Source organism: Falsiroseomonas tokyonensis (assembly GCF_019024325.1).
GTDB lineage: Bacteria > Pseudomonadota > Alphaproteobacteria > Acetobacterales > Acetobacteraceae > Falsiroseomonas > Falsiroseomonas tokyonensis.
In genome coordinates this window covers 955,304-977,803 of the sequence record NZ_JAFNJS010000001.1, presented here as the reverse complement: position 1 = coordinate 977,803, position 22,500 = coordinate 955,304, and the positions used below count along the sequence as shown (strand labels likewise).

The following is a 22,500-nucleotide window of genomic DNA, read 5'->3' as shown; positions in this document are numbered from 1 at the left end:
ACATGCATCGGCCCATGCTGCATCTTCTGAAACTCTGCGTCGGGCCGAAGGAGGTGGCGGAGCTGGCCGCCGGCCAGGCGCGCCGCGCCGCGCTGGACCCGCCGCTGCGCCACCAGACCCGCATGGTGCCGAAGCGCGCGGCGGAGCTGGTGGAGGGCGGTTCGCTCTACTGGGTGCTGTCCGGCTTCATCCGCGTGCGCCAGCGGATCCTGGAGGTACGGGAGGAACGCTGGGACGACGGCACCAGCTGCGCCGGCCTGGTGCTGGACCCGGAACTCGTCCTGCTCGAGCCGCGCCCCCAGAAACCCTTCCAGGGCTGGCGCTACCTGACCGCCGAGGCGGCGCCGCCCGATGCGCCCCGCGGCCAGGCCGCCGCCGGCGGGCTGGACGCCCTGCCCCCCGCCCTGCGGCGGGAGCTGGAGGCGCTCTGCCTGCTATAGGAGGCGCCTGCCGGCCTGATCCGGCTTTCCTTGCTTGTGCGCCGCGGCCGGGCCGGTCATCTTCGCGCCAGCACGCGCCACCCCGCGCCGCCAGCCTCCTGTTCCAGACTGGGACCCCGCCCGATGCGCCGCTTTGCCCTTCTCGCCTTGCCCCTCGTCCTGTTGGCCGCCGCGCCGGCCGCGGCGCAGCACTGGAACGACGCCGGGCCCGGGCGCGACCTGCTGAGTTCCACCGTCACGGATTTCGACAGTTTCCGGCAGCGCACGCCGAATGCCCCGGCCTTCACCCCGAATGCCCCGGCCGGCGAGGCGCAGGCGCGGGGCCCGATTCCGCTGCTGGACTGGGTGCCGCCGCCGCCCGTGCCCGCCGCCGCCCCGACGACGACCCGCCGCAGCACGCCGCGCCGCACGGTCCGCCGCGCCCCCGTGCGCCAGGAGGCGCGGGAGACCACCCCGCTGCCCGCCGCCGCGCCCGCCCCCAGCCGCACCCAGGCTTCCGGCGGGCAGGACTGGGAGCGTTCGATGGCGGAGCGGGAGCGCGAGCTGGAGCGGCTGCGCCGGATCCTGGAGGAGGACCGCCTGCGCTACCAGCAGGCGCGCCAGCCGCAGCTGCAGTAATCCTTTCGTCGGGGGGCGCGATCCGCCCCCCTCGCCGTTCAGGCATTGACCAGGGCGGAGACGAAGTCGGCCTCGGTCTTCTCGCGCACCTCGGCCTCGGTGACGCCGGGCGCCAGTTCCAGCAGGCGCATCGGGCCATCGCCCTTCTTGTCGATGGCGAAGACGCCCAGCTCCGTCACCACCACATCCACCACGCGGCGGCCGGTCAGCGGCAGGGTGCACTGCTTCAGCAGCTTGGGTTTGCCGCCGGCGGTGTGCTCCATCAGCACGATCACCCGCTTCACCCCGGCCACCAGGTCCATGGCGCCGCCCATGCCCTTCACCATCTTGCCGGGGATCATCCAGTTCGCGAGATCCCCGTTCTGCGCCACCTGCAGCGCACCCAGGATGGACAGGTCGATATGCCCGCCGCGGATCATGGCGAAGGACTGGGCGCTGTCGAAGAAGCTGCTGCTGGGCAGCTGGGTGATGGTCTGCTTGCCGGCATTGATCAGGTCCGGGTCCTCCTCCCCCTCATAGGGGAAGGGGCCGAGGCCGAGCATGCCGTTCTCCGACTGCAGCTGCACCGTCATGCCGGGCGGCACGTGGTTCGCCACCAGCGTCGGGATGCCGATGCCGAGGTTGACGTAGAAGCCGTCCTGCAGCTCGCGCGCCGCGCGCGCCGCCATTTCGTCGCGGGTCCAGGGCATTTTTATCTCCAGGAAAAGGCGAGGGCGGCACGCGCCACTTCGCGCGGGCCGAGGCCGCGAATGCGGCCCGCGCACAGACCGACCTTGCGGCGCAGACCCCCAGCGGCCTGCGCGGAGCCAAGGGCGCGGAGCGCCCGCCCGTCACGCCTTTGGCGTGCCTGCGGCACGACTGAGGGCATCATGTCAGCGTTTCGTCACGGTGCGCTGCTCGATCCGCTTCTGGAAATCGGCGGGCAGCGCGATCATGCGCTTCACGAAGATGCCGGGCGTGTGGACGTGGTCGGCGTCGATCTCGCCATTCGCCACGATGTGCTCGACCTGCGCGACGGTCACCTTCGCCGCGGTGGCCATCACCGGATTGAAATTCCGCGCGGTCTTCCGATAGACGAGGTTGCCCTCCTGGTCGGCCTTCCAGGCATGGATGATGGCGAGATCGGCGAACAAGCCGCGCTCCATCACATAATGCTCGCCATCGAATTCCCGGGTCTCCTTGCCCTCCGCCACCGCCGTGCCGTAGCCGGTCTTGGTGAAGAAGGCGGGGATGCCGGCGCCGCCGGCGCGGATGCGCTCGGCCAGCGTGCCCTGCGGGTTGAATTCGATCTCCAGCTCGCCCGCCAGGTACTGCTTGGCGAAGGTCGCGTTCTCACCCACGTAGGAGCTGATCATCTTGCGGATCTGCCGCGTATGCAGCAGCAGGCCGAGGCCCGCATCGTCGATTCCGGCATTGTTGGAGATGACGGTGAGGTCCTTCACCCCGCTCGCCCGGATCGCCTCGATCAGCACCGAGGGAATGCCGCTGATGCCGAAGCCGCCGGACATGATGGTCATGCCATCCCGCAGCAGCCCGGCGAGTGCCGAGGTCGCATCCCCGTAGATCTTGCTCATCCTGCCCCTGCCACCCTTCCACGCTTCGGGGCGAAACTATGCGGGTCTGGGCCCTCACGGAAGAGGTCGCGGAAGAGGTTGCGAAGGGGCTGAAGAAAGCCGCGGGGGGCAGGCTTGCGCAGCCCCGGACCGGCCGCTATACGGCCGGCCTCGCGCTTCGGCGTGCGGGGCCATAGCTCAGTTGGTAGAGCGCTTGAATGGCATTCAAGAGGTCAGGGGTTCGACTCCCCTTGGCTCCACCAGGTTTCAGACCGCCAGTCCCGGCACCGGGGCTGGCGGTTCTCATTTGGGGCCGGTTCAATCGACGCAGTCGATGATTCTGATCGTTAGAAATCATTTCCCTGATCAGTGCCCGGCGCCTAGCCTCCCTCCACACCACAGGGAGTTCCAACGCCATGGACACCAACGTCCCCTCGCCCTCCGGCTGCCCGATGAGCAAGAAGCCGGCTGCCATGCGGTCCCTGCTGGGCCGCACCAACCGTGACTGGTGGCCGAACCAGCTTTCGCTCGACATGCTGCATCAGCACGGCCTGTCCGGCGATCCGATGGGCGACGACTTCGACTATGCGAAGGAATTCAAGTCGCTCGACTACGCCGCGGTGAAGCGCGACCTGCATGCGCTGATGACGGACAGCCAGCCCTGGTGGCCGGCCGACTACGGGCACTATGGCCCCTTCTTCATCCGCATGGCCTGGCACAGCGCCGGCACCTATCGCACCGGCGATGGCCGCGGCGGCTCCTCCTCCGGCTCGCAGCGCTTCGCGCCGCTGAACAGCTGGCCGGACAATGCGAACCTGGACAAGGCGCGCCGCCTGCTCTGGCCGGTGAAGCAGAAATACGGCCGCAAGCTGTCCTGGGCGGACCTGATGATCCTGGCCGGCAATGTCGCCATCGAATCCATGGGCGGCCCGGTCTTCGGCTTCGGTGGCGGCCGCAAGGACATCTTCGAGCCTGAGAAGGACATCTACTGGGGCACCGAGGAGAAGTGGCTGGGCGATACCCGCATCGCCGAGGACAAGGTGCTGGAAAGCCCGCTGGCCGCCATCCAGATGGGCCTCATCTACGTCAATCCCGAAGGCCCCGGCGGCGACCCCAACCCCGCGCTCTCCGCCCGCGACATCCGCGAGACCTTCGCCCGCATGGGCATGAATGACGAGGAAACCGTCGCGCTGACCGCCGGCGGCCATACCTTCGGCAAGTGCCACGGCGCCGGCGATGCCTCCCTGGTGGGCGCGGAGCCGGAGGGATCGGACATCGCCCAGCAGGGCCTCGGCTGGCAGAGCGGGCATGAGAGCGGCATCGGCGACCACACCATCACCAGCGGCCTCGAAGGCGCCTGGACGCCGAACCCCATCCAGTGGGATGGCGGCTATTTCCACATGCTGCTGGACTACGACTACGAGCTGGTGCGCAGCCCCGCCGGCGCCCAGCAGTGGCAGCCTATCAACCAGAAGCCGGAGGACATGGCGCCGGGCGCGCACAGCCCGCATCGCCGCCTGCCGACCATGATGACCACCGCCGACATGGCGATGAAGGTGGACCCGGCCTATCGCAAGATCTCGGAGCGGTTCCGCGCCCACCCCGAGCAGTTCGCCGATGCCTTCGCCCGCGCCTGGTTCAAGCTGTGCCACCGCGACATGGGCCCGAAGGCCCGCTACCTGGGCCCGGAGGTGCCGGCCGAGGACCTGATCTGGCAGGACCCGATCCCGAAGGCGGACTACGTCCAGATCTCCGCCACCAATGTCGCGACGCTGAAGGAGAAGATCGTCGCCTCCGGCCTGACCACGGCGGAGCTGGTGGCCACCGCCTGGGCCTCGGCCTCCACCTATCGCGGCTCGGACCACCGCGGCGGCGCCAATGGCGGGCGCATCCGCCTGGCTCCGCAGAAGGACTGGGAGGTGAACGAGCCCGCCCGCCTGGCCAAGGTCCTGGCCGTGCTGGAAGGCATCAAGGCGGAATTCGACGCGAAGGCCGTGGGCGGCCGCAAGGTCTCGCTCGCGGACCTGATCGTGCTCGGCGGCAACGCCGCCATCGAGCAGGCGGCCAAGGCGGCCGGCCACGGCATCGAGGTGCCCTTCACCCCGGGCCGCACCGATGCGACGGCCGAGCAGACGGACGTGGAAAACTTCCAGCCGCTGGAGCCCCGCGCGGACGGCTTCCGCAACTACCTGCAGGTGGAATTCAACGTGCCGACGGAGGAGCTGCTGGTCGACCGCGCCCAGCTGCTCGGCCTCAGCGCGCCGGAGATGACCGTGCTGGTGGGCGGGCTGCGTGTGCTGGGGGCCAACCATGGCGGCCAGAAGCACGGTGTCTTCACCGACCGGCCGGGCCAGCTGACGAACGACTTCTTCGTCAACCTGCTGGACATGAACATCGCCTGGAAGCGCATCGACGACCATGCGGACGAGGTCTACCAGGGCACCAACCGCGCGACGCATGAGCCGAAGTGGACGGCCACCCGCACCGACCTGGTCTTCGGCTCCAATTCCCAGCTGCGGGCGCTGTCGGAGGTCTATGCGGCCGCCGATGCCAGGGAGAAGTTCGTGAAGGACTTCGTCACCGCCTGGAACAAGGTGATGAACGCGGACCGCTTCGACCTGGCGGCCTGATCGGTCCGGGGGCGCGTCCCCCTCACCCAACTCTCTCCCCCTGTCAGGGGGAGAGGGCTTTTTCAGGCAACGCCGACGATCCGCCAGGCGGCCTCGCCCTCGGGGCCGGCAATCGTCACCACCTCACCCGGCCGCAGCCAGCCGGGACCGCCGAAGATGCGGTGCAGCGGTGCCTCGCTCAGCGCCCCGCCCTCGCGCGGGAAGCGCAGCGACCAGCCTTCCTCATCATGCGCGACATCGCCGTGCCGCACCGGCTCGCCCGGCGTCTCCTGCCGCGCCGGCCATGGGTCGGGGTCGGCCAGCCAGGCCGCGGCATCGGGGCCGCCCTGCGAATCCAGCGCCATGGCAAAGACGATGCGATATCCGGCATGCCCCTCGGGCTCGGCCGGACTCCAGGTCATCGCCAGGGTCACTTCCACCAGCTTCGCCGCGGTCACGGGCCCCTCCCTCGTCAGCCTCCTGCAACGCAGCAGAGCGCCACCGGGTTCAGATGGCCACCCGCACGCCAAGCTCCACCACCCGGTCCGAGGGGATGCGGAAGAATTCCGTGGCCGGCAGCGCGTTGCGGCTCATGATGGTGAACAGCCATTGGCGCCAGCGCGGCATCTTCGGCACCGCCGCCGCCACCACCGTCTCCCGCCCCAGGAAATAGCTGGCCTGCATCGGCTCGAAGGGAATGCCGATGTCGCGCAACGCCTCCAGCTCCCGCGGGATATGCGGGCTTTCCAGGAAGCCGTAGCGCAGGATCACGCGATGGATGTCGGGCGCCAGCTCCGTCACCTCCCGCCGCTCCTCGACGCGGGGAATGTCCTCGTTGATCACGGTGACGAAGAGCACGCGCTGATGCAGCACCTTGTTGTGCTTCAGATTGTGCAGCAGCGCCCCCGGCACGAAGTCCGCCTGGCCCGTCATGAACACGGCAATGCCCGGCACCCGCGTGGTGCGGGACTGCGGCAGCCGGGCCAGGAAGGACTTCAGCGGCAGGCTGTCCTGCCGGAAGCGGGCGAACAACAGGTCCCGCCCGCGCCGCCAGGTCAGCATCAGCGTCAGGATCAGCAGGCCCAGGATCAGCGGCACGTAGCCGCCCTCCGGGATCTTCAGCGCGGTCGAGATGAAGAAGGCCAGGTCCAGCAGCAGCAGCGGGCCGAAGACCGCGATCACCAGCACCCAGGACCAGTTGAACACCCGCCGGAACACCAGCAGCGCCAGGCAGGAAGTGCAGACGAAGGTGCCCGTCACCGCCAGGCCATAGGCCGCCGCCAGGCTGTCGCTGTTCTTGAACTCCAGCACCAGGATGACCACGCCGATCAGCAGCAGCATGTTCACCTGCGGCAGGTAGATCTGGCCCTGCTCCGTCTCGCTGGTGTGATGCACCGTCAGCCGCGGCAGGAAACCCATCTGCACGCACTGCCGCGCGATGGAGAAGGCACCCGAGATCATCGCCTGGCTGGCAATGATGGTCGCCATCGTCGCCAGCACCACCAGCGGCAGCCGCGCCCATTCCGGCGCCAGAAGGAAGAAGGGATTCTCGATCGCCGAAGGATCCGACAGCAGCAGCGCCCCCTGGCCGAAATAGTTCAGCGCCAGCGCCGGCAGCACGAAGGCCACCCAGGCCAGCTGGATCGGCTTGCGGCCGAAGTGGCCCATATCGGCATACAGCGCCTCCGCCCCCGTCACCGCCAGCACGACGGAGCCGAAGGCGATGAAGGCCGCCAAATGATAATAGGCGCAGAACTGGATGGCATAGCTGGGCGACAGCGCCACCAGCACCTGCGGCTCCCGCACCACCTCGATCAGCCCCAGCAGCCCGATCACGCCGAACCACAAGGCACAGATCGGGCCGAAAATCCGCCCCATGCTGCCCGTGCCACGCCACTGCACCAGGAACAGCGCCAGCAGGATGCCGAGCGCGATCGGCACCACCGCCTCCTCGAAGGCCGGCGAAATGACCTTCAACCCCTCCACCGCCGAGAGCACCGAAATGGCCGGGGTGATGATGCCATCGCCGAAGAACAGGCTGGCCCCGGCAATGCCGATCAGCGCCACCAGCCAACGCCCCCGCTCCGTCCGCGCCTGCCGCTGCGCCAGGGCCATCAGGGCCAGAATGCCACCCTCGCCCCGATTGTCGGCGCGCAGCATGAAAATCACGTACTTGACCGTGACGGTCAGCACCAAGGACCAGAAGATCAGGCTGAGAAGCCCCAGAATCTCCCACCGCTCGATGCCATCGGCCGAGAAATGCAACAACGACGCCCGCAAGGCATACAACGGGCTGGTGCCGATATCGCCATAGACGACACCCAACACACCAATCAGGGCAGCCAAGGTCACAGGACGCTCAGCCGCGGGAGAATGACTCAAAGGCGTCGCTCCACATGCGCAACCGGCGGAGCCATAGGACCGATGCCAGGGCCGGCGCAAGCAGGGCGGCAGGGGGGTGGCGCGGGCGATGCGGGGAGGGCCTTGCCCTCCCCGCACCCCACCCACCAAAGGCCAGTGGGCCTTTGGAAACCTTGACTCAAGGGGAGGGTGGAGGAGGGGCCGCGGGCGCTTCGGCCGTGCGGTCGCTCAGGCCCCTCCTCCACCCTCCCCTTCATCCCTGGGTTCAAAGGGCCAAAGCCCTTTGTGGTGGGGGTGCAGGGGGAGGCAAAGCCTCCCCCGCAATCGCCCCGCGCAACCTCCTGCCTCAGTGCCCGCGCAGGATCTGGCTCAGGAACAGGCGCAGGCGGTCGGTCTTGGGGTCGGAGAAGAGGGCTTCGGGTTCGCCGCTTTCGACGATCTCGCCGCGGTCCATGAAGACCACGCGGTCGGCCACCTGGCGGGCGAAGCCCATTTCGTGGGTCACGCAGATCATGGTCATGCCGGTTTCCGCCAGCATCACCATGGTATCCAGCACTTCCTTGATCATTTCCGGGTCGAGGGCCGAGGTCGGCTCGTCGAAGAGCATGATCTTGGGTTTCATGCACAGTGCCCGGGCGATGGCGACGCGCTGCTGCTGGCCGCCGGAGAGTTGGCCCGGGTATTTCTTGGCCTGTTCCGGGATGCGCACCCGGGTCAGGTATTCCATCGCCAGTTCCTCGGCTTCCTTCTTCGGCATCCGGCGCACCCAGATCGGGGCGAGGGTGCAGTTCTCGAGGATGGTGAGGTGCGGAAACAGGTTGAAGGACTGGAACACCATGCCGACTTCGCGGCGGATGGCGTCCAGGCTGCGCAGGTCGTCGGACAGTTCGATGCCGTCGACCATGATCTTGCCCTGCTGGTGTTGTTCCAGCCGGTTGATGCAGCGGATCATGGTGGACTTGCCGGAGCCGGAGGGCCCGCAGACCACCACGCGTTCGCCGGTCGAGACGGTGAGGTTGATGTCGCGCAGCACGTGCAGCGCGCCGAACCACTTGTTCACGTCCTGCAGCACGATGGCCGGCGGCGTGTCGGTCCGCATGGCGGAGGCGAAGCGGGCCTCGTGGTCGATGGTTTCGCTCATGGTCGTTCCTAGCGGCGGCGGTGTTGGTTGAGGTCGCGTTCCAGGTCCTGGCTGTATTTCGACATCGCGAAGCAGAACACCAGGTAGATGGCGCCGACGAAGACGTAGACTTCCACGCCGAAGCCCTGCCAAGCGGGTTCGACGATGGCGGTCTTGCCCGCGGTCAGCAGGTCGAAGATGCCGATGATGAGCACGAGGCTCGTATCCTTGAAGAAACCGATGAAGGTGTTCACCAGCGGCGGGATCACCAGGCGCAGCGCCTGCGGCAGGATGATGAAGCCGGTCTTCTGCCAGTAGGACAGGCCGAGCGCCTCGGCGGCCTCGTACTGGCCGCGCGGCAGGGTCTGCAGGCCGGCGCGGACCACCTCGGCCAGGTAGGCGCCGGCGAACAGGGTGATGGCGACCTGGGCGCGCAGCAGCTTGTCGATGTTCATGCCTTCCGGGAGGAAAAGCGGGAACATCACGCTGGCCATGAACAGCAGGCTGATCAGCGGCACGCCGCGCACCAGTTCCACGTAGAGCACGCAGAGCATCTTGATGGCCGGCAGGCGCGACCGGCGGCCGAGTGCCACCAGGATGGCCAGCGGGAAGGCGAAGGCCAGGCCGAAGGTGGACAGGATCAGCGTGATCGGCAGCCCGCCCCAGCGTTCCTGCGGCACGTAGGACAGGCCGAGGACCCCGCCCCACATCAGCACGCCGATGACGGTCAGCGTGACGATCCAGATCGGGACCAGCACCCAGTTCCAGAAGCGCCGCATGGCGGAGACGATATAGAGGCCGATGAACAGGGCGCAGACCAGCAGCGGCCGCCAGTGTTCCTCATAGGGGTAGGTGCCGAACAGGATGAAGCGGTGCTTTTCCTCGATCACGGCCCAGCAGGCGCCCGTCCCGCGGATCTCGCGGCAGGCGGCGGTATCGGGCACGTTGCCGTTCATCGGCACGGTCCAGATCGCGTTCACGAAGGCCCAGTCGATGAAGCCCATGGTCCAGCGCACGACCAGGTAGCCGAGCGCCAGGGTGACCGCGGTGTTGATCCAGGAGGAGAAGAGATTGGCCCGCAGCCAGGCCGCGGCGCCGGTGGTGGCGACGGGGGCGGTACGGGGGGCCGCTTCCGCATTGGCGGTGGCGGCGTTCAGCGTCACGTCGCTCATGCTTGGCGCTCCACCGGGATGATGCGCGCGCCGCCTTCGGCCGGGGGCTGAAGGCGCCGGGATGGGGATGATGCGCCAGGGGCGCTGCGGATCGGGCAGGGCATGGCTTTACCGCTCCACCAGCGCGATCTTGGCGTTGTACCAGTTCATGAACAGGCTGATCGACAGGCTGATGGTCAGGTAGACCAGCATGATGATGGCGATGCCCTCGATCGCCTGGCCGGTCTGGTTCAGCGTGGTATTGGCGATGCTGACGATGTCCTGGTAGCCGATGGCGACCGCGAGCGAGCTGTTCTTGGTCAGGTTCAGGTACTGGCTGGTCATCGGCGGCACGATCACCCGCAGCGCCTGCGGCAGCACGATGCGCTTCAGGATATCGCCGCGGCGCATTCCCAGCGCCTGGGCCGCCTCCCACTGCCCCTGGTTCACCGCCAGGATGCCGGCGCGGACGATCTCGGCGATGAAGCCGGCGGTGTACGTCACCAGGCCCAGCAGCAGCGCGAAGTATTCCGGCGTCATGGCGATGCCGCCACGGAAGTTGAAGCCGCGCAGTGCCGGCACATCCGGCGTGAAGGGCGCGCCATAGGCGATCCAGACCAGCAGCGGCAGCCCGACCATCAGGCCCAGCGCCGCCGGCCAGATCTTGCGCGGCTGGCCATCGGCATATTGCCGGGCGCGCATCGCCTTGGAATAGAGGAAGGTGCCAATCAGCCCCGCCACCAGCGCCACCAGCGCCCAGCTATGCGCCGGCAGCCATTCGATGAAGGGCAGCAGCAGTCCGCGATTGGACAGGAAGACGCCATCCACCGGGTTCAGCGCCTGGCGCGGCGGGGGCAGGCTCTGCAGGATGGTGTACCAGAACAGCAGCTGCAGCAGCAGCGGCAGGTCGCGGATCAGCTCGACATAGACGCCGGCGATCTTGGACAGCAGCCAGTTCTGCGACAGCCGGGCGATGCCGACCAGCGTGCCCAGGATGGTGGCCAGCACCACGCCCACAACCGCCACCTTCAGCGTGTTCAGCACGCCCACCATCAGGGCGCGGCGGTAGGTATCGGTGGGGTCGTAGTCGATCAGGGTCTCGCCGATCGGCAGCCCTGCCTCGCGGTCCAGGAAGCCGAAGCCGGTCGCGATCCGGCGCACCTCCAGGTTGTGCACCGTATTGGACCACAACCAATAGAAGATGACGCCGACGACACCGACCACCAGCACCTGCCAGACGATGCCGCGCAGGCGCTCATCGGACCAGGACAGGCGGATCGGTCGTCGTGGCGGCCCGGCCTTCGACAGGCGCGGATCGAGGGTCGAGGAGGACATGCAGCATCCCTGTTGCGGATTGGCTCCTGCGGGTTGGCTCCCGCCGGTGGTCTCTCTGGGGGTGTCTCATCCTGCGGGCCGTGGAGACCCGGCGGATGCAATAGGGGTGGAGGCTCGGGACGGACATGCAAGAGCGGGGCCGGCGAGAGCAGGGCGGATCGCCGGCCTGGCCCGCCGGGTTCTGCCAGGCGGCGGCGGCGGTTCGGCCGGCCCGCAGCCGGCGCCGGGACGGGGCCCGGCGGCGGGACCGGGCGGCTTCTCGCCGCCCGGCCCTCATCTCACGCGGCGGCGCCGCGTGCGGGGTCTGCCTTCAGCGCAGCGGCGGCGCGTATTGCAGGCCGCCATTGGTCCAGAGCGCGTTCGGGCCGCGCTGCAGGCCGATCGGCGCCAGGTTGCGCTCGAAGATCTCGCCGTAATTGCCCAGCGTGCGGATGATGTTGACCATCCACAGGTTGTCCACGCCCAGCATCTGGCCCAGCTCGCCGCTGCGGCCGAGCATGCGCTGCGCGTCCGGGCGGGCGTCGGACTGCGCCGCCTGCTGCACATTGGCGGCGGTGATGCCCAATTCCTCGGCACCCACCAGGCCGAAATGAATCCACTTCACCAGATCGGCGAAGCGCTGGTCGCCATGGCGCACGGCCACGCCCAGCGGTTCCTTGCTGATGACATCCGGCAGGATCATGTGCTCGGCCGGGCGCGGCTGGGCCGAGCGGGTGGAGGCGAGGCCGGAGACGTCGGTCGTATAGGCATCGCAGCGGCCGGAGACATAGGCGCCCACCACTTCCTCCAGCCGCTCGATCACCACCGGGGTGAAGCGGATGCGGTTGGCACGCGCCCAGTCGCTCAGGTTCTGCTCGGTGGTCGTGCCGGGCTGCACGCAGATGGTGGCGCCCTGCAGGTCGCGCGCCGTGCGCACGCCGGCCGAGGTCTTCACCATGAAGCCCTGGCCGTCATAGAAATTGGTGGTGGAGAATTCGAGGCCCAGCGAGGTGTCGCGCGACAGCGTCCAGGTCGTGTTGCGGGCCAGCATGTCGACCTCGCCCGACTGCAGCGCCGTGAAGCGGTTCTGCGCGGTGGTCGGCACGTAGCGGACCTTGGTCGGATCGTTCCACAGCGCGACGGCGACGGCGCGGCAGTAATCCACATCGAAGCCGCGCCACACGCCCTGGCTGTCCGGCTGCGCGAAGCCGGCAAGGCCGGTATTCACGCCGCAGATCAGCGTGCCACGGGCGCGGATCGCGTCCAGCGTGGGCGACTGCGTGGGGGCCTGGGCCATGGCTGGCATGGCCAGCATGGCCACGCCGCCCATCATGGCGGTCAGGGCCAGGCGAAGAGCCTTCATTCGGTCAACTCCCTCAATCTCAATGCGAAGCCTCTGGCCCGCCGGTTGGCCCGACGGCATTCTTCCCGGGGTGACCCCAGAGGCCGCATGCTGCGCCAGCCCGGTTCCGGGATCAACGCGCAAAACAGCGCGTGACGGGGCTTCGCTAGGCGGCGGCCGGCTTCCTGTCAAACCGTCCACTTTCCTGCCTCCGCGTGCCGCGGCAGGGTGCGAAGGCGGCAGCCCGAGAGGTATCATCCATTCATGCGGATCATTTCGGCGGAACAAGTGAAGGCGTCCCTGCCCTGGGCCGCGCTGGAAGCGGCGCTAGAGGCGATGTTCCGGACCGGCTGCGAGGCACCGCTGCGCCACCGCCACCCTCTGCCGGAAGCCGGGATGCTGCTGCTGATGCCGGCCTGGACCGCCCGCCATACCGGGGTGAAGACCGTGCATGTGCTGCCCGGCAATGGCGCCCGCGGCCTGCCGGCGGTGCAGGCGGTATATCTGCTCTCCGATGCCGAGACCGGCCAGCCGCTGGCCATGCTGGATGGCGGGGAGCTGACGGATCGCCGCACCGCCGCCGCCAGCACGCTCGCAGGGCGCTTCCTGGCCCGGCCGGACAGCCGCCGCCTGCTGGTGCTCGGCGCCGGCCGCGTCGCCACCGCACTGGCCGAGGCCTGGTGCGACCGCTTTCCCATCGAGCAGGTGGCGATCTGGGCCCGCAACCCGGCGCAGTCCCATGCCTTGGCGAAGCGGCTCGCGGCGCATGGCCTGCCGGCGGTGGCCGCCGCCAGCGCCGATCCGGAGGGCTATGACATCGTCTCCGCCGCCACGCTCTCGGAAACACCGCTGGTGCGGGGTGCCGCGGTCTCGCCGGGCACGCATATCGACCTGGTCGGCGCCTTCCGGCCCACCATGCGGGAGTGCGACGGCGCTCTGATGGCCCGCGCCACCCTGGTGCTGGACACCCGCGCCGGCGGCCTGGCGGAGGCCGGCGACGTGGTGCAGGCGATCGCCGAAGGCGCGATCACGGAGGCCCATGTCGCCGCCGACCTCTTCGACCTCTGCCGCGGCACGCATCCCGGCCGGCGCGACGCGGCGGAGGTCACGGTCTTCAAGTCGGTCGGCTGGGCCGGGGAGGATCTGGCGGCGGCAGTGCTGGCCACCGCCTGAGCGGGTTCAGCGCCGCCTGGATCTAGCGCCGGTGCAGCCGTTCCGGCGCGATATCCACCGGGCCGCCGCGCAGCTGGGCCTGTTCCACGGCCTCGCCCGGCTGGGCCTCGCCTGGGTGGATCGGGTCCTCGACGGTGCCGGCGGCGCGTTCATCCTCGCCGTCATCGATCGCATCCGGCGCATCGCCACTCTCACCCTCCCGCACCCGCTCGCCGCCGGGCAGGGTCGGCCGCAGCGCATCCTCCGAGCCCCGGGCCTCGTCCAGCCTGTCCTTGTCGTCCATGGCGCCTGCTCCTTATCCAAGGTTGGGGCAACGCCCTGGCCGGGCCACCGGTTCGCCCGGGACTTCGCGGGGGAACCCGGGCGCCGGCCGGGCTTTCTGACCTTGCAACGGCGCGGAGCAGGTGCATGAGTTCATGGTGGCAGGGTGCGGTGATCTACCAGGTCTATCCAAGGTCCTTCCGGGATGCGGATGGCGACGGGGTGGGCGATCTGCGCGGCCTGCTGGCGGGGCTCGACCATATCGCCAGCCTGGGCGTGGATGCGCTATGGCTTTCGCCCATCTACGTCTCGCCCCAGGCCGATTTCGGCTATGACATCGCCGACCACTGCGCCATCGACCCGGCCTATGGCACCCAGGCGGATTTCGACGCCCTGGTGGAAGCCGCGCATGCGCGCGGGCTGAAGGTGATGCTGGACCTGGTGGTGGGCCATACCAGCGTGCAGCACCCCTGGTTCATCGAAAGCCGCGCCCGCCGCACCGGCCCGCTGGCGGATCGCTACATCTGGGCCGATCCGCGGCCGGATGGCTCGCCGCCCAACAACTGGCTTTCCGTCTTCGGCGGCCCCGCCTGGCGGTGGGAGACGCGGCGCCGGCAATACTACCTGCACCACTTCCTGGCCGATCAGCCGGCGCTGAACCTGGCCGAGCCCGCGACGCGCGATGCGGTCGGGGAGATCATGCGCTTCTGGCTGTCCCGCGGCGTGGACGGTTTCCGCATCGACGCGCTGGACTTCATGCATCGCGACCCGCAGCTGCGGGACAACCCGGCGGCGCCGCCCAAGGCCGAGACCCCGTCAAAGCTCTTCGGGATGCAGCTGCACCAGTACGACATGATGGGGCCGGAGACGCCGACCATCCTGCGGCATTTCCGCGCCACGGCGGATGCCTTCCCGGATCGCGCGCTGCTGGGCGAGCTTTCCTCCCAGCCCGGGGCGCATGCGCGCGTGGCCCGCTCCACCGGGCCGGGGCTGCTGCACATGGCCTATACCCTGGCCCCGCTGCGCGGCGCCTTCGACCATCCGATCGCCACGGCCCTGGTGCAGGCGGCGGCCAATCCGGAGGGCTGGGCCTGCTGGTGCTTCAGCAACCACGACGTGGTCCGCACCGCCACGCGCTGGGCGCCGGGCCAGGTGCCGGATGCCCGCGTCACCCGCCTGCTGCTGGCCCTTCTGCTGACCCTCCGCGGCAGCATCTGCGTGTATCAGGGCGAGGAGCTCGGCCTGCCGGAAGCACAACTGCCCTTCGAAGCCCTGCGCGACCCCTTCGGCATCGCCTTCTGGCCCGATTTCGCCGGCCGCGACGGGTCCCGCACGCCCATGCCCTGGCGCGGCGCCGAACCGCATGCCGGCTTCACCACCGGCACGCCCTGGCTGCCGGTGCCCGAGGCGCATCTTCCTCTCGCGATCGACGCGCAGGAGGCCGACCCGGACAGCGCGCTGCACTTCACCCGCGCCCTGCTGAAGCTGCGCCACAGCCACCCCGCGATGATCACCGGGGACCTGGAGCCGCTCGACCTGCCTGCGCCGCTGCTGGGTTTTGATCGCGTGGACGCCGAAAGCGGCGCCCGGCTGCGCTGCCTGTTCAACCTCTCGGGCCAGCCGGCGCCGGTGCCCCCGGCGCTCCTGCTGGACGCCAAGCCGCTGGCCGATGCGATCCTGCCCGACCCGCAGGGCACGTTGCCGGCCTGGGGTGTGGCGCTCGCACGGGTGGCGAGGGCCTGACCCCGGGACGGTTTCACATGAGTCGGACCGAGATGCCGCCGTCCACCAGCATCGGGCTGCCCGTCATGAACGAGGACCGGTCCGACAGCAGGAACAGCGCTGCCTGCGCAATCTCATCCGCCGTGGCCATACGCTGCATCGGGTGAAGCGCGGCGATCAGCGCCAGGGTCGCCGCATTGCCCTCGCCCCCGGCCGGCGTGACCGTGCCACCCGGCAGCAGAGCGTTGACGCGGATGTCGGCTGCCGCGTGATCCGAGGCCAGGGATCGCACCAGGCCGATCAGCCCGGCCTTGGAGGCGGCATAGGCCGCCATCCCCGGCATGCCTCCATTGCTGAACCCCACGAAGGAGGAGGTGAAGACGATCGAGCCCGGGCCCTGACCGAAGGCCGGAATCTGAGCTTTCGCCGCCCGGAACGCGCTGGTCAGGTTGACGTCGATGATCTCCTGCCAGGTTGCCAGCTCCATGTCGGCCACGGCGCTCAGCGGGCCGACGATGCCGGCATTGTTGAAGGCGCCTTGAACTCCGCCGAACTCGGACCTGGCGGCATCGACCAGCGCCTCGGCGAAGCCCTCCTCCCGCACGTCGCCAGCCACTATGGCGGCGCGGCCGCCCATCCCTTCGATGTCCCGGGCCAGTTGCTCGAGCAACGCCGCCCGACGTGCGCCGAGCACCACATTCGCGCCTTCCGCAGCGAACAGCAGCGCCGCCGCCCGGCCGATGCCGCTGCTGGCCCCAGTGATGATGATGGTCTTGTCCTTCAATTCCACTTCGGCATCTCCGCATGACGCCGCGGGCTATGCGGGCGTTTGCCGGCGGACACCCTCCGCTCGTTGCGCCGCAATCGAAGCCCTTGCCGATCGCCGCACCCTGGACGGCCGGCCCGCATCGCGCTTCAAGCTTCGCGATCGAAGCACGGAGCCGCCCGAAGCCATGACCCCCGCACAGCGCGACGCCCTGATGGGCGTGACCACCGCCACCCTGACCACAGTGCTGCTGAAGAAGGGCGTGCGTTTCTGCTACATCGCCGGCAGCCGCCCGCTGGAGCCGGGCCCCACGAAGCGCATCGTCGGCCCCGCCTTCACGCTTCGCTTCACCCCGACGCGCGAGGATCTCGCCACCGTCGATAGCTGGGCCTCCCCCACCTCCACCCGCGCCGCGATCGAGGCGATGCCGGAAGGCGCCGTCGCCGTGGCGGATGCCATGGGCAGCACCGCCGCCGGCATCTTCGGTGACATCCTGTGTGCCCGCATGGCGAAGAAGGGCGTCGCCGGCCTGGTGACGGACGGCATGGTGCGCGACGGCGCCGGCGTGATCGGCACCGGCCTGCCGGTCTTCTGCCAGGGCTATGTCGCGCCGGCCTCCGTCGCCGCGCTGAACTTCGTGGGCTGGCAGGAGACGATCGGCTGCGGCGGCGTCACCGTGGTGCCGGGCGATATCGTGGTGGCGGACCAGGACGGCGCCGTGGTGATCCCGGCCGCGCTGCTCGATGCCGTGGTCGATGCCGCGGTGGAGCAGGAGCGGCTGGAGGCCTGGATCATGGTCGAGGTCGGCAAGGGCGTGGCCCTGCCCGGCCTCTATCCGGCCAATGCCGAGACCAAGGCCCGCTACGAGGCCGACAAGGCCGCCGGCCGGGCCTGACCGCCCCAAGGCCCGCATCACTCCGGGCGCGCGTCACCCCGCGCGCCCCTCCTCCGCCACCACCGCATCCAGCACCGCGCAGAAATCCTGCTCCAGCCGGGATGGCGCGCGGTGCCGCGGCCGCAGCAGGCTGACGGCCAGCCGCGTGCGCGGCAGCAGGCGCCGCACCGGCAGCCCCTGCGCTTTCGCCTCCTGCAACCCCACCCCATCCAGCACCGCCACCCCCGCCCCCTCCCGCACCAGGGCGCAGGCGATCGAGGATTGGGAGACTTCCATGGCGATCCGCCCGCGATGCCCGGCCTCCGCCAGCGCGCGGTGCAGCACGGCGCCCACCGGCTGCTGCGGGCCCAGCGAGATCAGCGGCTGATCCAGGATATCCGCCAGATGCAGCGCCCGTCGCGCCGCCAGCGCATGGCCGGGCGGCAGGGCGCAACCGATCTCGGAGGCGAAGAGGCTGCGCGCTTCCGCCCTTCCATCCACGGTGGTGCCCAGAATCAGCGCCAGGTCGGCGCGGTGGTCCGCCACCAGGTTCACCGCCTCCATCGCCGTCACCGCCCGCAGCGCCAGCGCCACCTCCGGCCGGCCGGCGCGGAAACGGGCGATGGCGCGCGGCAGCAGCGTGGTGGTCAGCGCCGGCACCGCCACCAGCGTCAGCAAGCCGGTCCGCCCGCCGCGCAGATCCTCCGCCAGCCGCCCGAGGTCATCCAGCGCGGTGAAGGCGCCCACCAGCTCCGGCAGCAGCGCATGCGCTTCCGCCGTCGGCACCAGGCGTTTTCGCTGGCGCAGGAACAGGGCGAAGCCGAGCCGTTCCTCCGCCTGCTGCAGCATCTTGCTGGCGCTGGGCTGGGACATGCCGAGCGCCGTGGCGGCGGCGGTGACGCCGCCCGCCTCCATCACCGCGCGGAAGACCTGCAGCTCCCGCAGATTGAGGGTCATAGCCATTCGGGCATGATGTCAGCCGGACTTGCTATTTGACAGCATGTTTCCCGCGCCGCAGCCTTCCGGCCCAGGGAGAAAACGCATGACCATCGCCAGCATCGAGGGTTTTCACGCCGGCTTCAGCCCGCAGCCGGCGCTCGGCAATGCCTCCACCTTCATCCGCCGGCGCGATTTCCTGCTGGTCCGCGTCACCACGGAGTCCGGCGTGGTGGGCTGGGGCGAGGTCTTTGCCTCGCCCTTCGCCGCCGCGGCGCTGATCAAGGCGAAGCTGGCGCCGCTGGTGCTGGGGCAGCCGGTGCGGGAGTACGGCCGGATCTACCAGGCGATGCTCGGCACGCTGGGCTATGACCGGCGCGGCCCGGCGATGATGGCGGCCTCCGCCATCGACATGGCGCTGCACGATGCCGCCGCCCGCGAGCAGGGCCTCAGCGTGGCGGCGATGCTGGGCGGGGCGCTGCGCGACCGGGCGCTGGCCTATGCCAGCGGCCCCTTCATCGCCGAGGGCGGCTCGCCCTACGGCGCTTATCCGGAGCAGATCGACGCCCTGCTGCGCCGCGGCTTCCGCGCCCTGAAACCGCGGGCCGGCTTCGACCCGCGCGCCGATGGCGCGATGACCCGGGCGATGCGCCGCCAGGTGGGGGAGGACATCGCCCTGATGGTCGATATCAACCAGGGCTACGGCGTCGGCTCCGCCATCGAATCCGCGAAACGCATGGAAGAGGCCGGGCTGCTCTGGATCGAGGAGCCTTTGCAGCCGGAGGACATCCCCGGCTACCAGACCGTCGCCCGCGCCGTGCCCTGCGCCATCGCGGGGGGCGAGGCGCTGGCCAGCCTGGCCGCCTTCCGCGATTTCCTGGCCGCCCGGACCTTCTCCGTACTGCAGCCGGACCTGACCGTCTGCGGCGGCTTCTCGGGATTCCGCAGGGTCGCCGCCCTGGCAGACGCCTATGACCTGCCGGTGATGCCGCATGTCTTCGGCACGCTGGTGAATTTCCGGGCGGCGCAGCAGATGGCGGCGCTGCTGCCGGCGCGGCGCGGCGGCGGGCCGGCGCCCTATCCCTTCCTGGAATACGACGCGACGCCCAATCCGCTGCTGACCCTGCTCGGCACGCCGGAGCTGGATGCCGCCGGCATGATCGCGCTGCCGGAGGGGCCGGGCATCGGTCTGGAGCTGGACCCGGAGCGGCTGGCGCCCTGGCTGACCGAAAGCTGGACCCTCGGCCGGAACTGAAAACAAGAACAACGGAAGGAAACAGCCGATGACCAACTCACTTCGCCGTCGCAGCCTGCTGGGCGCGGCGCTTGCCACGGGCTTTGCCGCGCCGGCCCTGGCCCAGACCTATCCTTCGCGCCCGGTGCGGCTGGTGGTGCCCTATCCGCCCGGCGGCGCCACGGACATCACCGCGCGGCTGCTGGCGCAGGAGCTGTCGCAATCGCTCGGCCAGTCCTTCGCGGTGGAGAATCGCGGCGGCGGCGCCAGCGTCACCGGCACCCAGGCGGTGGCCACGGCGCCGGCGGATGGCCACACGCTGGGCGTCTTCGACAGCGCCTTCGTGGTGAATCCCGGCCTGCTCGGCAGCCGGCTGCCCTATGACACGCGGCGGGACTTCAGCTTCGTCTCGGTGCTGGTGCGCTCCCCCTTGGTGCTGGTGGTGCCGGCCTCCGCCGCCTGGCAGGACATCGCGGCGCTGGTGCGGGATGCGAAGGCGCGGCCGAACGAGCTGACCTTCGGCTCCGCCGGCAATGGCACCGCCGTGCATATGGCCGGCGAGCAGTTCCGCCTGGCTGCCGGCTTCACCTTCCTGCATGTGCCCTATCGTGGCGGCGGGCCGATGATCACGGACCTGATCGCCGGCCGCGTCCAGATGGCCTTCGGCACCATCCCCGCCATGGCCGAGCATGTGCGCGCCGGCCGGCTGCGCGCCCTGGCCATCACCGGCGACACCCGCGCCGCCCTGCTGCCGGAGGTGCCGAGCATGGCGGAGGCCGGTTTCCCGGCGGTGGATGCGGCGCTGATCAACGCGCTGGTCGGGCCTGTCGGCCTGCCGGCGCCGGTCCTGGCCCGGCTGGCCGAGGCATCCCAGCAGGCCGTCACCAGCCAGGCCATGCGGTCGCGGCTGACCGAGCTGGGTTTCGCGCCAGTGGGCAGCACCCCGGCCGAGGCCTCATCCCAGTTGCTGGCGCAGATCGGGCAGTGGGAAAGGGTGATCCGGGAGGGCGACATCAAGGTGGATTGAGGCGTTCTTCTCCTCTCCCCCCGACGGGGGGAGAGGTCTTGAGGGTCATCCCAGCGGCGGCATCGGGCTGCCGGTTTCCAGCCGCATCCCCATGCGGGCGATGCTGCCCCAGGCGCGGTCGTATTGCGGCGGGGTGCGGATGGCATCCACCCGGCCCAGCGCCACGGCGGCGCGCATCGGCCAGTAGGGGTCGCGCAGCGTGGCGCGGGCCAGCAGCACCAGGTCCGCCTTGCCCTCGGTGACGATGGCCTGGGCCTGCTCGGGCTCCGTGATCAGCCCCACGGCCGCCACCAGCACGCCGGCGCCCTGCTTCACCGCCTCCGCCCCCGGCACCTGGTAGCCCGGGCCGAGCGTGATCTTCTGGGACGGGTCGATGCCGCCGGAGGAGACGTCGATCAGGTCCACGCCCAGCGCCGCCATGCGCTTCGCCAGTTCAATGCTTTCCGCCGTCGACCAGCCGCCCTCGATCCAGTCGGTATGGGAGATGCGGAGGAACAGCGGCACTTCCTCCCCCACCGCCTTGCGCACCGCAGCCGCGATGGCCAGCGGCAGCCGGGTGCGGCCTTCGAAATCGCCGCCCCAGCGGTCGTTACGCTTGTTGCTGATGGGCGAAAGGAACTGGTGCAGCAGGTAGCCGTGGGCGCCATGCAGCTCGATGATCCGGTAGCCGGCGGCCACCGCGCGCTTGGCCGTGGCGGCGAAGGCGGCGGGAAGGTCGAGGATCTCGGCCTCCGTCATCGGCCGCGGCGCGGCGAAGTGGCCCATCGGCAGGTTGCTGGCGGAGGTGATCTCCCAGCCCGGACTCGCCGGCTCATCCACCCAGGCCGGCGCCCGGCTGGCCTTGCGGCCGGCATGGCCGATCTGGATGGCGGGCACCGCGCCGGCATGGGCGATGGCGGCCGCGAGGCGCGCATGGGCCGGGATCTGCGCATCCTCCCACAGCCCGACATCGCCCGGCGTGATGCGGCCTTCCGGGGAAACGGCGGTGGCCTCCACCATCACCATCCCCGCCCCGCCCAGCGCCCGCTGCAGCAGATGCGCCAGGTGCCAGTCGGTGGGCCGGCCGTCATCGCCGCAGCAATACTGGCACATCGGCGAGATGCCGATCCGGTTCGGCAGGGTCACGCCCCGAATGGTCAGCGGGGAAAACAGGTCGGTCATGGGGGCAAAAATCCTGGTCAGGGCGCGAAGGGGGGGAGGCGGCCGAGGCGGCTTTCCATCACCACCAGCAGGGGCAGCTTGCCGGGCGGCGCCGGCAGGATGCGCCCGGCGGCATCGGTGGGGTAGCGCGTCAGCGTCACCGTGTCGCCCACATTGCCGCCCACCACCTCCACCACCCCCGGCGCCACCGCGGTGACGATGTCGCAATGCATCGGCCGCGGCACCCCGGCCTCCGCCAGGCGCTCTGTCCAGTGGCTCAGCCGGTTGCGGCTGCTGCGGTCGAAGCAGACCAGGTCGGCCGGCCGCGGCGCGTATTCGCCCGGCGCATGCGGCAGGAAGGGCGCGGTGGCGGGGAAGGCCCTGGCATCGGCGATCAATGCATCCAGGTAAAGCGAGTGGGTGGCATTGGGCGGAAACTCCCGCGCATCCACCCCCGCCCCGCGATAGGTCCAGGAGATGAAGGCCGCCGACCAGGCCGGGTTGGACCAGAGCGTGCTGCTGCCCAGGCCCCAGACCGCGGCGGCATAGACCTGGCGGTTGTCGCGGATCGCGCCCTCATCGTCCTCCACCGCCCGCCAATAGGCGAGCACGCGGGGGAAGTTGCCGATGGTGGATTCGGGCGGCAAACTTTCCGGTGCTCCCCCTGGCGCTTCCGACCAGGCCTCCCGCACCGTGCCGCCCCAGTCGCGCCATTCCGCCAGCGCCAGCCGCACCACCCGCTCCGCCGCCGCCGGCGGATAGGGCAGCGGTGGGGTCGCCTGCTGCGGCACCGGCGCAGGCACACGCCCGGCACAGGCGGAAAGCGCCAGCAGCAGCGCCGCGGCGAAAAGCCTCATGC

The 22,500-nt window shown here is 70.0% G+C and carries 21 protein-coding genes and 1 tRNA gene; 9 read left to right on the top strand and 13 right to left on the bottom strand.

Annotated elements, in window-relative coordinates:
* Nucleotides 1-14 precede the first annotated feature (14 nt).
* On the top strand, nucleotides 15-440 hold the full coding sequence (locus J3S20_RS04365; protein WP_216834936.1) for a DUF1489 family protein: 426 nt from the start codon (nucleotides 15-17) through the stop codon (nucleotides 438-440).
* A 123-nt stretch (nucleotides 441-563) separates the two neighbouring features.
* Entirely contained in the window at nucleotides 564-1,058 is a 495-nt protein-coding gene (locus J3S20_RS04360; RefSeq protein WP_216834934.1) for a hypothetical protein, read from the top strand.
* 38 nt (nucleotides 1,059-1,096) lie between these two features.
* Here the strand turns inward: J3S20_RS04360 and J3S20_RS04355 are convergent, their stop codons facing one another.
* Both J3S20_RS04355 and J3S20_RS04350 read right to left on the bottom strand, forming a co-directional pair.
* Complete coding sequence (locus J3S20_RS04355; protein WP_216834932.1) at nucleotides 1,097-1,747, bottom strand: CoA transferase subunit B; 651 nt, start codon at nucleotides 1,745-1,747, stop codon at nucleotides 1,097-1,099.
* Between the two features lie 183 nt (nucleotides 1,748-1,930).
* The gene (locus J3S20_RS04350) at nucleotides 1,931-2,632 is read right to left on the bottom strand and encodes a CoA transferase subunit A (RefSeq protein WP_216834930.1); all 702 of its coding nucleotides are present in this window, start codon (nucleotides 2,630-2,632) and stop codon (nucleotides 1,931-1,933) included.
* Nucleotides 2,633-2,798: 166 nt separating this feature from the next.
* Here J3S20_RS04350 and J3S20_RS04345 point away from each other — a divergent pair.
* Together J3S20_RS04345 and katG are read left to right on the top strand one after the other, a co-directional pair.
* Nucleotides 2,799-2,874 (top strand) — tRNA-Ala (locus tag J3S20_RS04345).
* 153 nt (nucleotides 2,875-3,027) lie between these two features.
* Nucleotides 3,028-5,241 (top strand): catalase/peroxidase HPI, encoded by a 2,214-nt coding sequence (gene katG / locus J3S20_RS04340; protein WP_216834928.1) that lies wholly within the window; start codon nucleotides 3,028-3,030, stop codon nucleotides 5,239-5,241.
* A 62-nt stretch (nucleotides 5,242-5,303) separates the two neighbouring features.
* Here katG and J3S20_RS04335 read toward each other — a convergent pair whose 3' ends face one another.
* The 6 genes from J3S20_RS04335 to J3S20_RS04310 form a co-directional block, all read right to left on the bottom strand.
* Nucleotides 5,304-5,678 (bottom strand): hypothetical protein, encoded by a 375-nt coding sequence (locus J3S20_RS04335; RefSeq protein ID WP_216834926.1) that lies wholly within the window; start codon nucleotides 5,676-5,678, stop codon nucleotides 5,304-5,306.
* Nucleotides 5,679-5,727: 49 nt separating this feature from the next.
* A complete protein-coding gene (locus J3S20_RS04330; RefSeq protein WP_216834924.1) occupies nucleotides 5,728-7,572 on the bottom strand; it encodes a potassium transporter Kup in 1,845 nt (614 codons plus the stop codon).
* 355 nt (nucleotides 7,573-7,927) lie between these two features.
* Complete coding sequence (locus J3S20_RS04325) at nucleotides 7,928-8,722, bottom strand: amino acid ABC transporter ATP-binding protein (RefSeq protein WP_456305688.1); 795 nt, start codon at nucleotides 8,720-8,722, stop codon at nucleotides 7,928-7,930.
* Nucleotides 8,723-8,730: 8 nt separating this feature from the next.
* Nucleotides 8,731-9,873, bottom strand: a complete 1,143-nt coding sequence (locus J3S20_RS04320) for an amino acid ABC transporter permease (RefSeq protein WP_216834922.1) — start codon at nucleotides 9,871-9,873, stop codon at nucleotides 8,731-8,733.
* 108 nt (nucleotides 9,874-9,981) lie between these two features.
* Nucleotides 9,982-11,187: an amino acid ABC transporter permease gene (locus tag J3S20_RS04315; RefSeq protein WP_216834920.1), complete on the bottom strand. Its 1,206-nt coding sequence runs from the start codon at nucleotides 11,185-11,187 to the stop codon at nucleotides 9,982-9,984.
* Between the two features lie 310 nt (nucleotides 11,188-11,497).
* Nucleotides 11,498-12,529, bottom strand: coding sequence for an amino acid ABC transporter substrate-binding protein (locus J3S20_RS04310; protein WP_216834918.1), 1,032 nt, complete (start codon nucleotides 12,527-12,529; stop codon nucleotides 11,498-11,500).
* 243 nt (nucleotides 12,530-12,772) lie between these two features.
* On the opposite strand from J3S20_RS04310, the gene lhpI reads away from it, so the two are divergent.
* Nucleotides 12,773-13,681 carry a bifunctional Delta(1)-pyrroline-2-carboxylate/Delta(1)-piperideine-2-carboxylate reductase gene (gene lhpI / locus J3S20_RS04305; protein WP_216834916.1) on the top strand — a complete coding sequence of 303 codons (909 nt, stop codon included), beginning with the start codon at nucleotides 12,773-12,775 and terminating at the stop codon, nucleotides 13,679-13,681.
* Nucleotides 13,682-13,703: 22 nt separating this feature from the next.
* Here the strand turns inward: lhpI and J3S20_RS04300 are convergent, their stop codons facing one another.
* Nucleotides 13,704-13,964: a hypothetical protein gene (locus J3S20_RS04300; protein ID WP_216835507.1), complete on the bottom strand. Its 261-nt coding sequence runs from the start codon at nucleotides 13,962-13,964 to the stop codon at nucleotides 13,704-13,706.
* A gap of 125 nt (nucleotides 13,965-14,089) precedes the next feature.
* Here J3S20_RS04300 and J3S20_RS04295 point away from each other — a divergent pair, with 125 nt between their 5' ends.
* A complete protein-coding gene (locus J3S20_RS04295; protein WP_216834914.1) occupies nucleotides 14,090-15,685 on the top strand; it encodes an alpha-amylase family glycosyl hydrolase in 1,596 nt (531 codons plus the stop codon).
* 13 nt (nucleotides 15,686-15,698) lie between these two features.
* On the opposite strand, the gene J3S20_RS04290 is transcribed toward J3S20_RS04295, so the two are convergent.
* Nucleotides 15,699-16,454, bottom strand: coding sequence for an SDR family oxidoreductase (locus J3S20_RS04290; protein ID WP_216834913.1), 756 nt, complete (start codon nucleotides 16,452-16,454; stop codon nucleotides 15,699-15,701).
* Between the two features lie 163 nt (nucleotides 16,455-16,617).
* On the opposite strand from J3S20_RS04290, the gene J3S20_RS04285 reads away from it, so the two are divergent.
* Nucleotides 16,618-17,325, top strand: a complete 708-nt coding sequence (locus J3S20_RS04285; RefSeq protein ID WP_168049130.1) for a ribonuclease activity regulator RraA — start codon at nucleotides 16,618-16,620, stop codon at nucleotides 17,323-17,325.
* A gap of 33 nt (nucleotides 17,326-17,358) precedes the next feature.
* Here J3S20_RS04285 and J3S20_RS04280 read toward each other — a convergent pair whose 3' ends face one another.
* Complete coding sequence (locus J3S20_RS04280; RefSeq protein ID WP_216834911.1) at nucleotides 17,359-18,267, bottom strand: LysR substrate-binding domain-containing protein; 909 nt, start codon at nucleotides 18,265-18,267, stop codon at nucleotides 17,359-17,361.
* Nucleotides 18,268-18,346: 79 nt separating this feature from the next.
* On the opposite strand from J3S20_RS04280, the gene J3S20_RS04275 reads away from it, so the two are divergent.
* Both J3S20_RS04275 and J3S20_RS04270 read left to right on the top strand, forming a co-directional pair.
* Entirely contained in the window at nucleotides 18,347-19,495 is a 1,149-nt protein-coding gene (locus J3S20_RS04275) for a mandelate racemase/muconate lactonizing enzyme family protein (protein WP_216834910.1), read from the top strand.
* 28 nt (nucleotides 19,496-19,523) lie between these two features.
* Nucleotides 19,524-20,501: a Bug family tripartite tricarboxylate transporter substrate binding protein gene (locus J3S20_RS04270; RefSeq protein WP_216834908.1), complete on the top strand. Its 978-nt coding sequence runs from the start codon at nucleotides 19,524-19,526 to the stop codon at nucleotides 20,499-20,501.
* Between the two features lie 45 nt (nucleotides 20,502-20,546).
* On the opposite strand, the gene J3S20_RS04265 is transcribed toward J3S20_RS04270, so the two are convergent.
* Nucleotides 20,547-21,662: an NADH:flavin oxidoreductase/NADH oxidase gene (locus tag J3S20_RS04265; protein WP_216834906.1), complete on the bottom strand. Its 1,116-nt coding sequence runs from the start codon at nucleotides 21,660-21,662 to the stop codon at nucleotides 20,547-20,549.
* Nucleotides 21,663-21,679: 17 nt separating this feature from the next.
* Nucleotides 21,680-22,498 (bottom strand): DUF2272 domain-containing protein, encoded by an 819-nt coding sequence (locus J3S20_RS04260; RefSeq protein WP_216834905.1) that lies wholly within the window; start codon nucleotides 22,496-22,498, stop codon nucleotides 21,680-21,682.
* Nucleotides 22,499-22,500 lie beyond the last annotated feature (2 nt).

What these genes read in the sequence shown, in the direction of transcription:
- J3S20_RS04365 (WP_216834936.1), top strand. Translation starts at nt 15, where the DNA reads ATGCTGCATCTTCTGAAACTCTGCGTCGGGCCGAAGGAGGTGGCGGAG.
- J3S20_RS04360 (WP_216834934.1), top strand. Translation starts at nt 564, where the DNA reads ATGCGCCGCTTTGCCCTTCTCGCCTTGCCCCTCGTCCTGTTGGCCGCC.
- J3S20_RS04355 (WP_216834932.1), bottom strand. Translation starts at nt 1,747, where the DNA reads ATGCCCTGGACCCGCGACGAAATGGCGGCGCGCGCGGCGCGCGAGCTG.
- J3S20_RS04350 (WP_216834930.1), bottom strand. Translation starts at nt 2,632, where the DNA reads ATGAGCAAGATCTACGGGGATGCGACCTCGGCACTCGCCGGGCTGCTG.
- katG (WP_216834928.1), top strand. Translation starts at nt 3,028, where the DNA reads ATGGACACCAACGTCCCCTCGCCCTCCGGCTGCCCGATGAGCAAGAAG.
- J3S20_RS04325 (WP_456305688.1), bottom strand. Translation starts at nt 8,722, where the DNA reads ATGAGCGAAACCATCGACCACGAGGCCCGCTTCGCCTCCGCCATGCGG.
- J3S20_RS04320 (WP_216834922.1), bottom strand. Translation starts at nt 9,873, where the DNA reads ATGAGCGACGTGACGCTGAACGCCGCCACCGCCAATGCGGAAGCGGCC.
- J3S20_RS04315 (WP_216834920.1), bottom strand. Translation starts at nt 11,187, where the DNA reads ATGTCCTCCTCGACCCTCGATCCGCGCCTGTCGAAGGCCGGGCCGCCA.
- J3S20_RS04310 (WP_216834918.1), bottom strand. Translation starts at nt 12,529, where the DNA reads ATGAAGGCTCTTCGCCTGGCCCTGACCGCCATGATGGGCGGCGTGGCC.
- lhpI (WP_216834916.1), top strand. Translation starts at nt 12,773, where the DNA reads ATGCGGATCATTTCGGCGGAACAAGTGAAGGCGTCCCTGCCCTGGGCC.
- J3S20_RS04300 (WP_216835507.1), bottom strand. Translation starts at nt 13,964, where the DNA reads ATGGACGACAAGGACAGGCTGGACGAGGCCCGGGGCTCGGAGGATGCG.
- J3S20_RS04295 (WP_216834914.1), top strand. Translation starts at nt 14,090, where the DNA reads ATGAGTTCATGGTGGCAGGGTGCGGTGATCTACCAGGTCTATCCAAGG.
- J3S20_RS04285 (WP_168049130.1), top strand. Translation starts at nt 16,618, where the DNA reads ATGACCCCCGCACAGCGCGACGCCCTGATGGGCGTGACCACCGCCACC.
- J3S20_RS04280 (WP_216834911.1), bottom strand. Translation starts at nt 18,267, where the DNA reads ATGGCTATGACCCTCAATCTGCGGGAGCTGCAGGTCTTCCGCGCGGTG.
- J3S20_RS04275 (WP_216834910.1), top strand. Translation starts at nt 18,347, where the DNA reads ATGACCATCGCCAGCATCGAGGGTTTTCACGCCGGCTTCAGCCCGCAG.
- J3S20_RS04270 (WP_216834908.1), top strand. Translation starts at nt 19,524, where the DNA reads ATGACCAACTCACTTCGCCGTCGCAGCCTGCTGGGCGCGGCGCTTGCC.
- J3S20_RS04265 (WP_216834906.1), bottom strand. Translation starts at nt 21,662, where the DNA reads ATGACCGACCTGTTTTCCCCGCTGACCATTCGGGGCGTGACCCTGCCG.
- J3S20_RS04260 (WP_216834905.1), bottom strand. Translation starts at nt 22,498, where the DNA reads ATGAGGCTTTTCGCCGCGGCGCTGCTGCTGGCGCTTTCCGCCTGTGCC.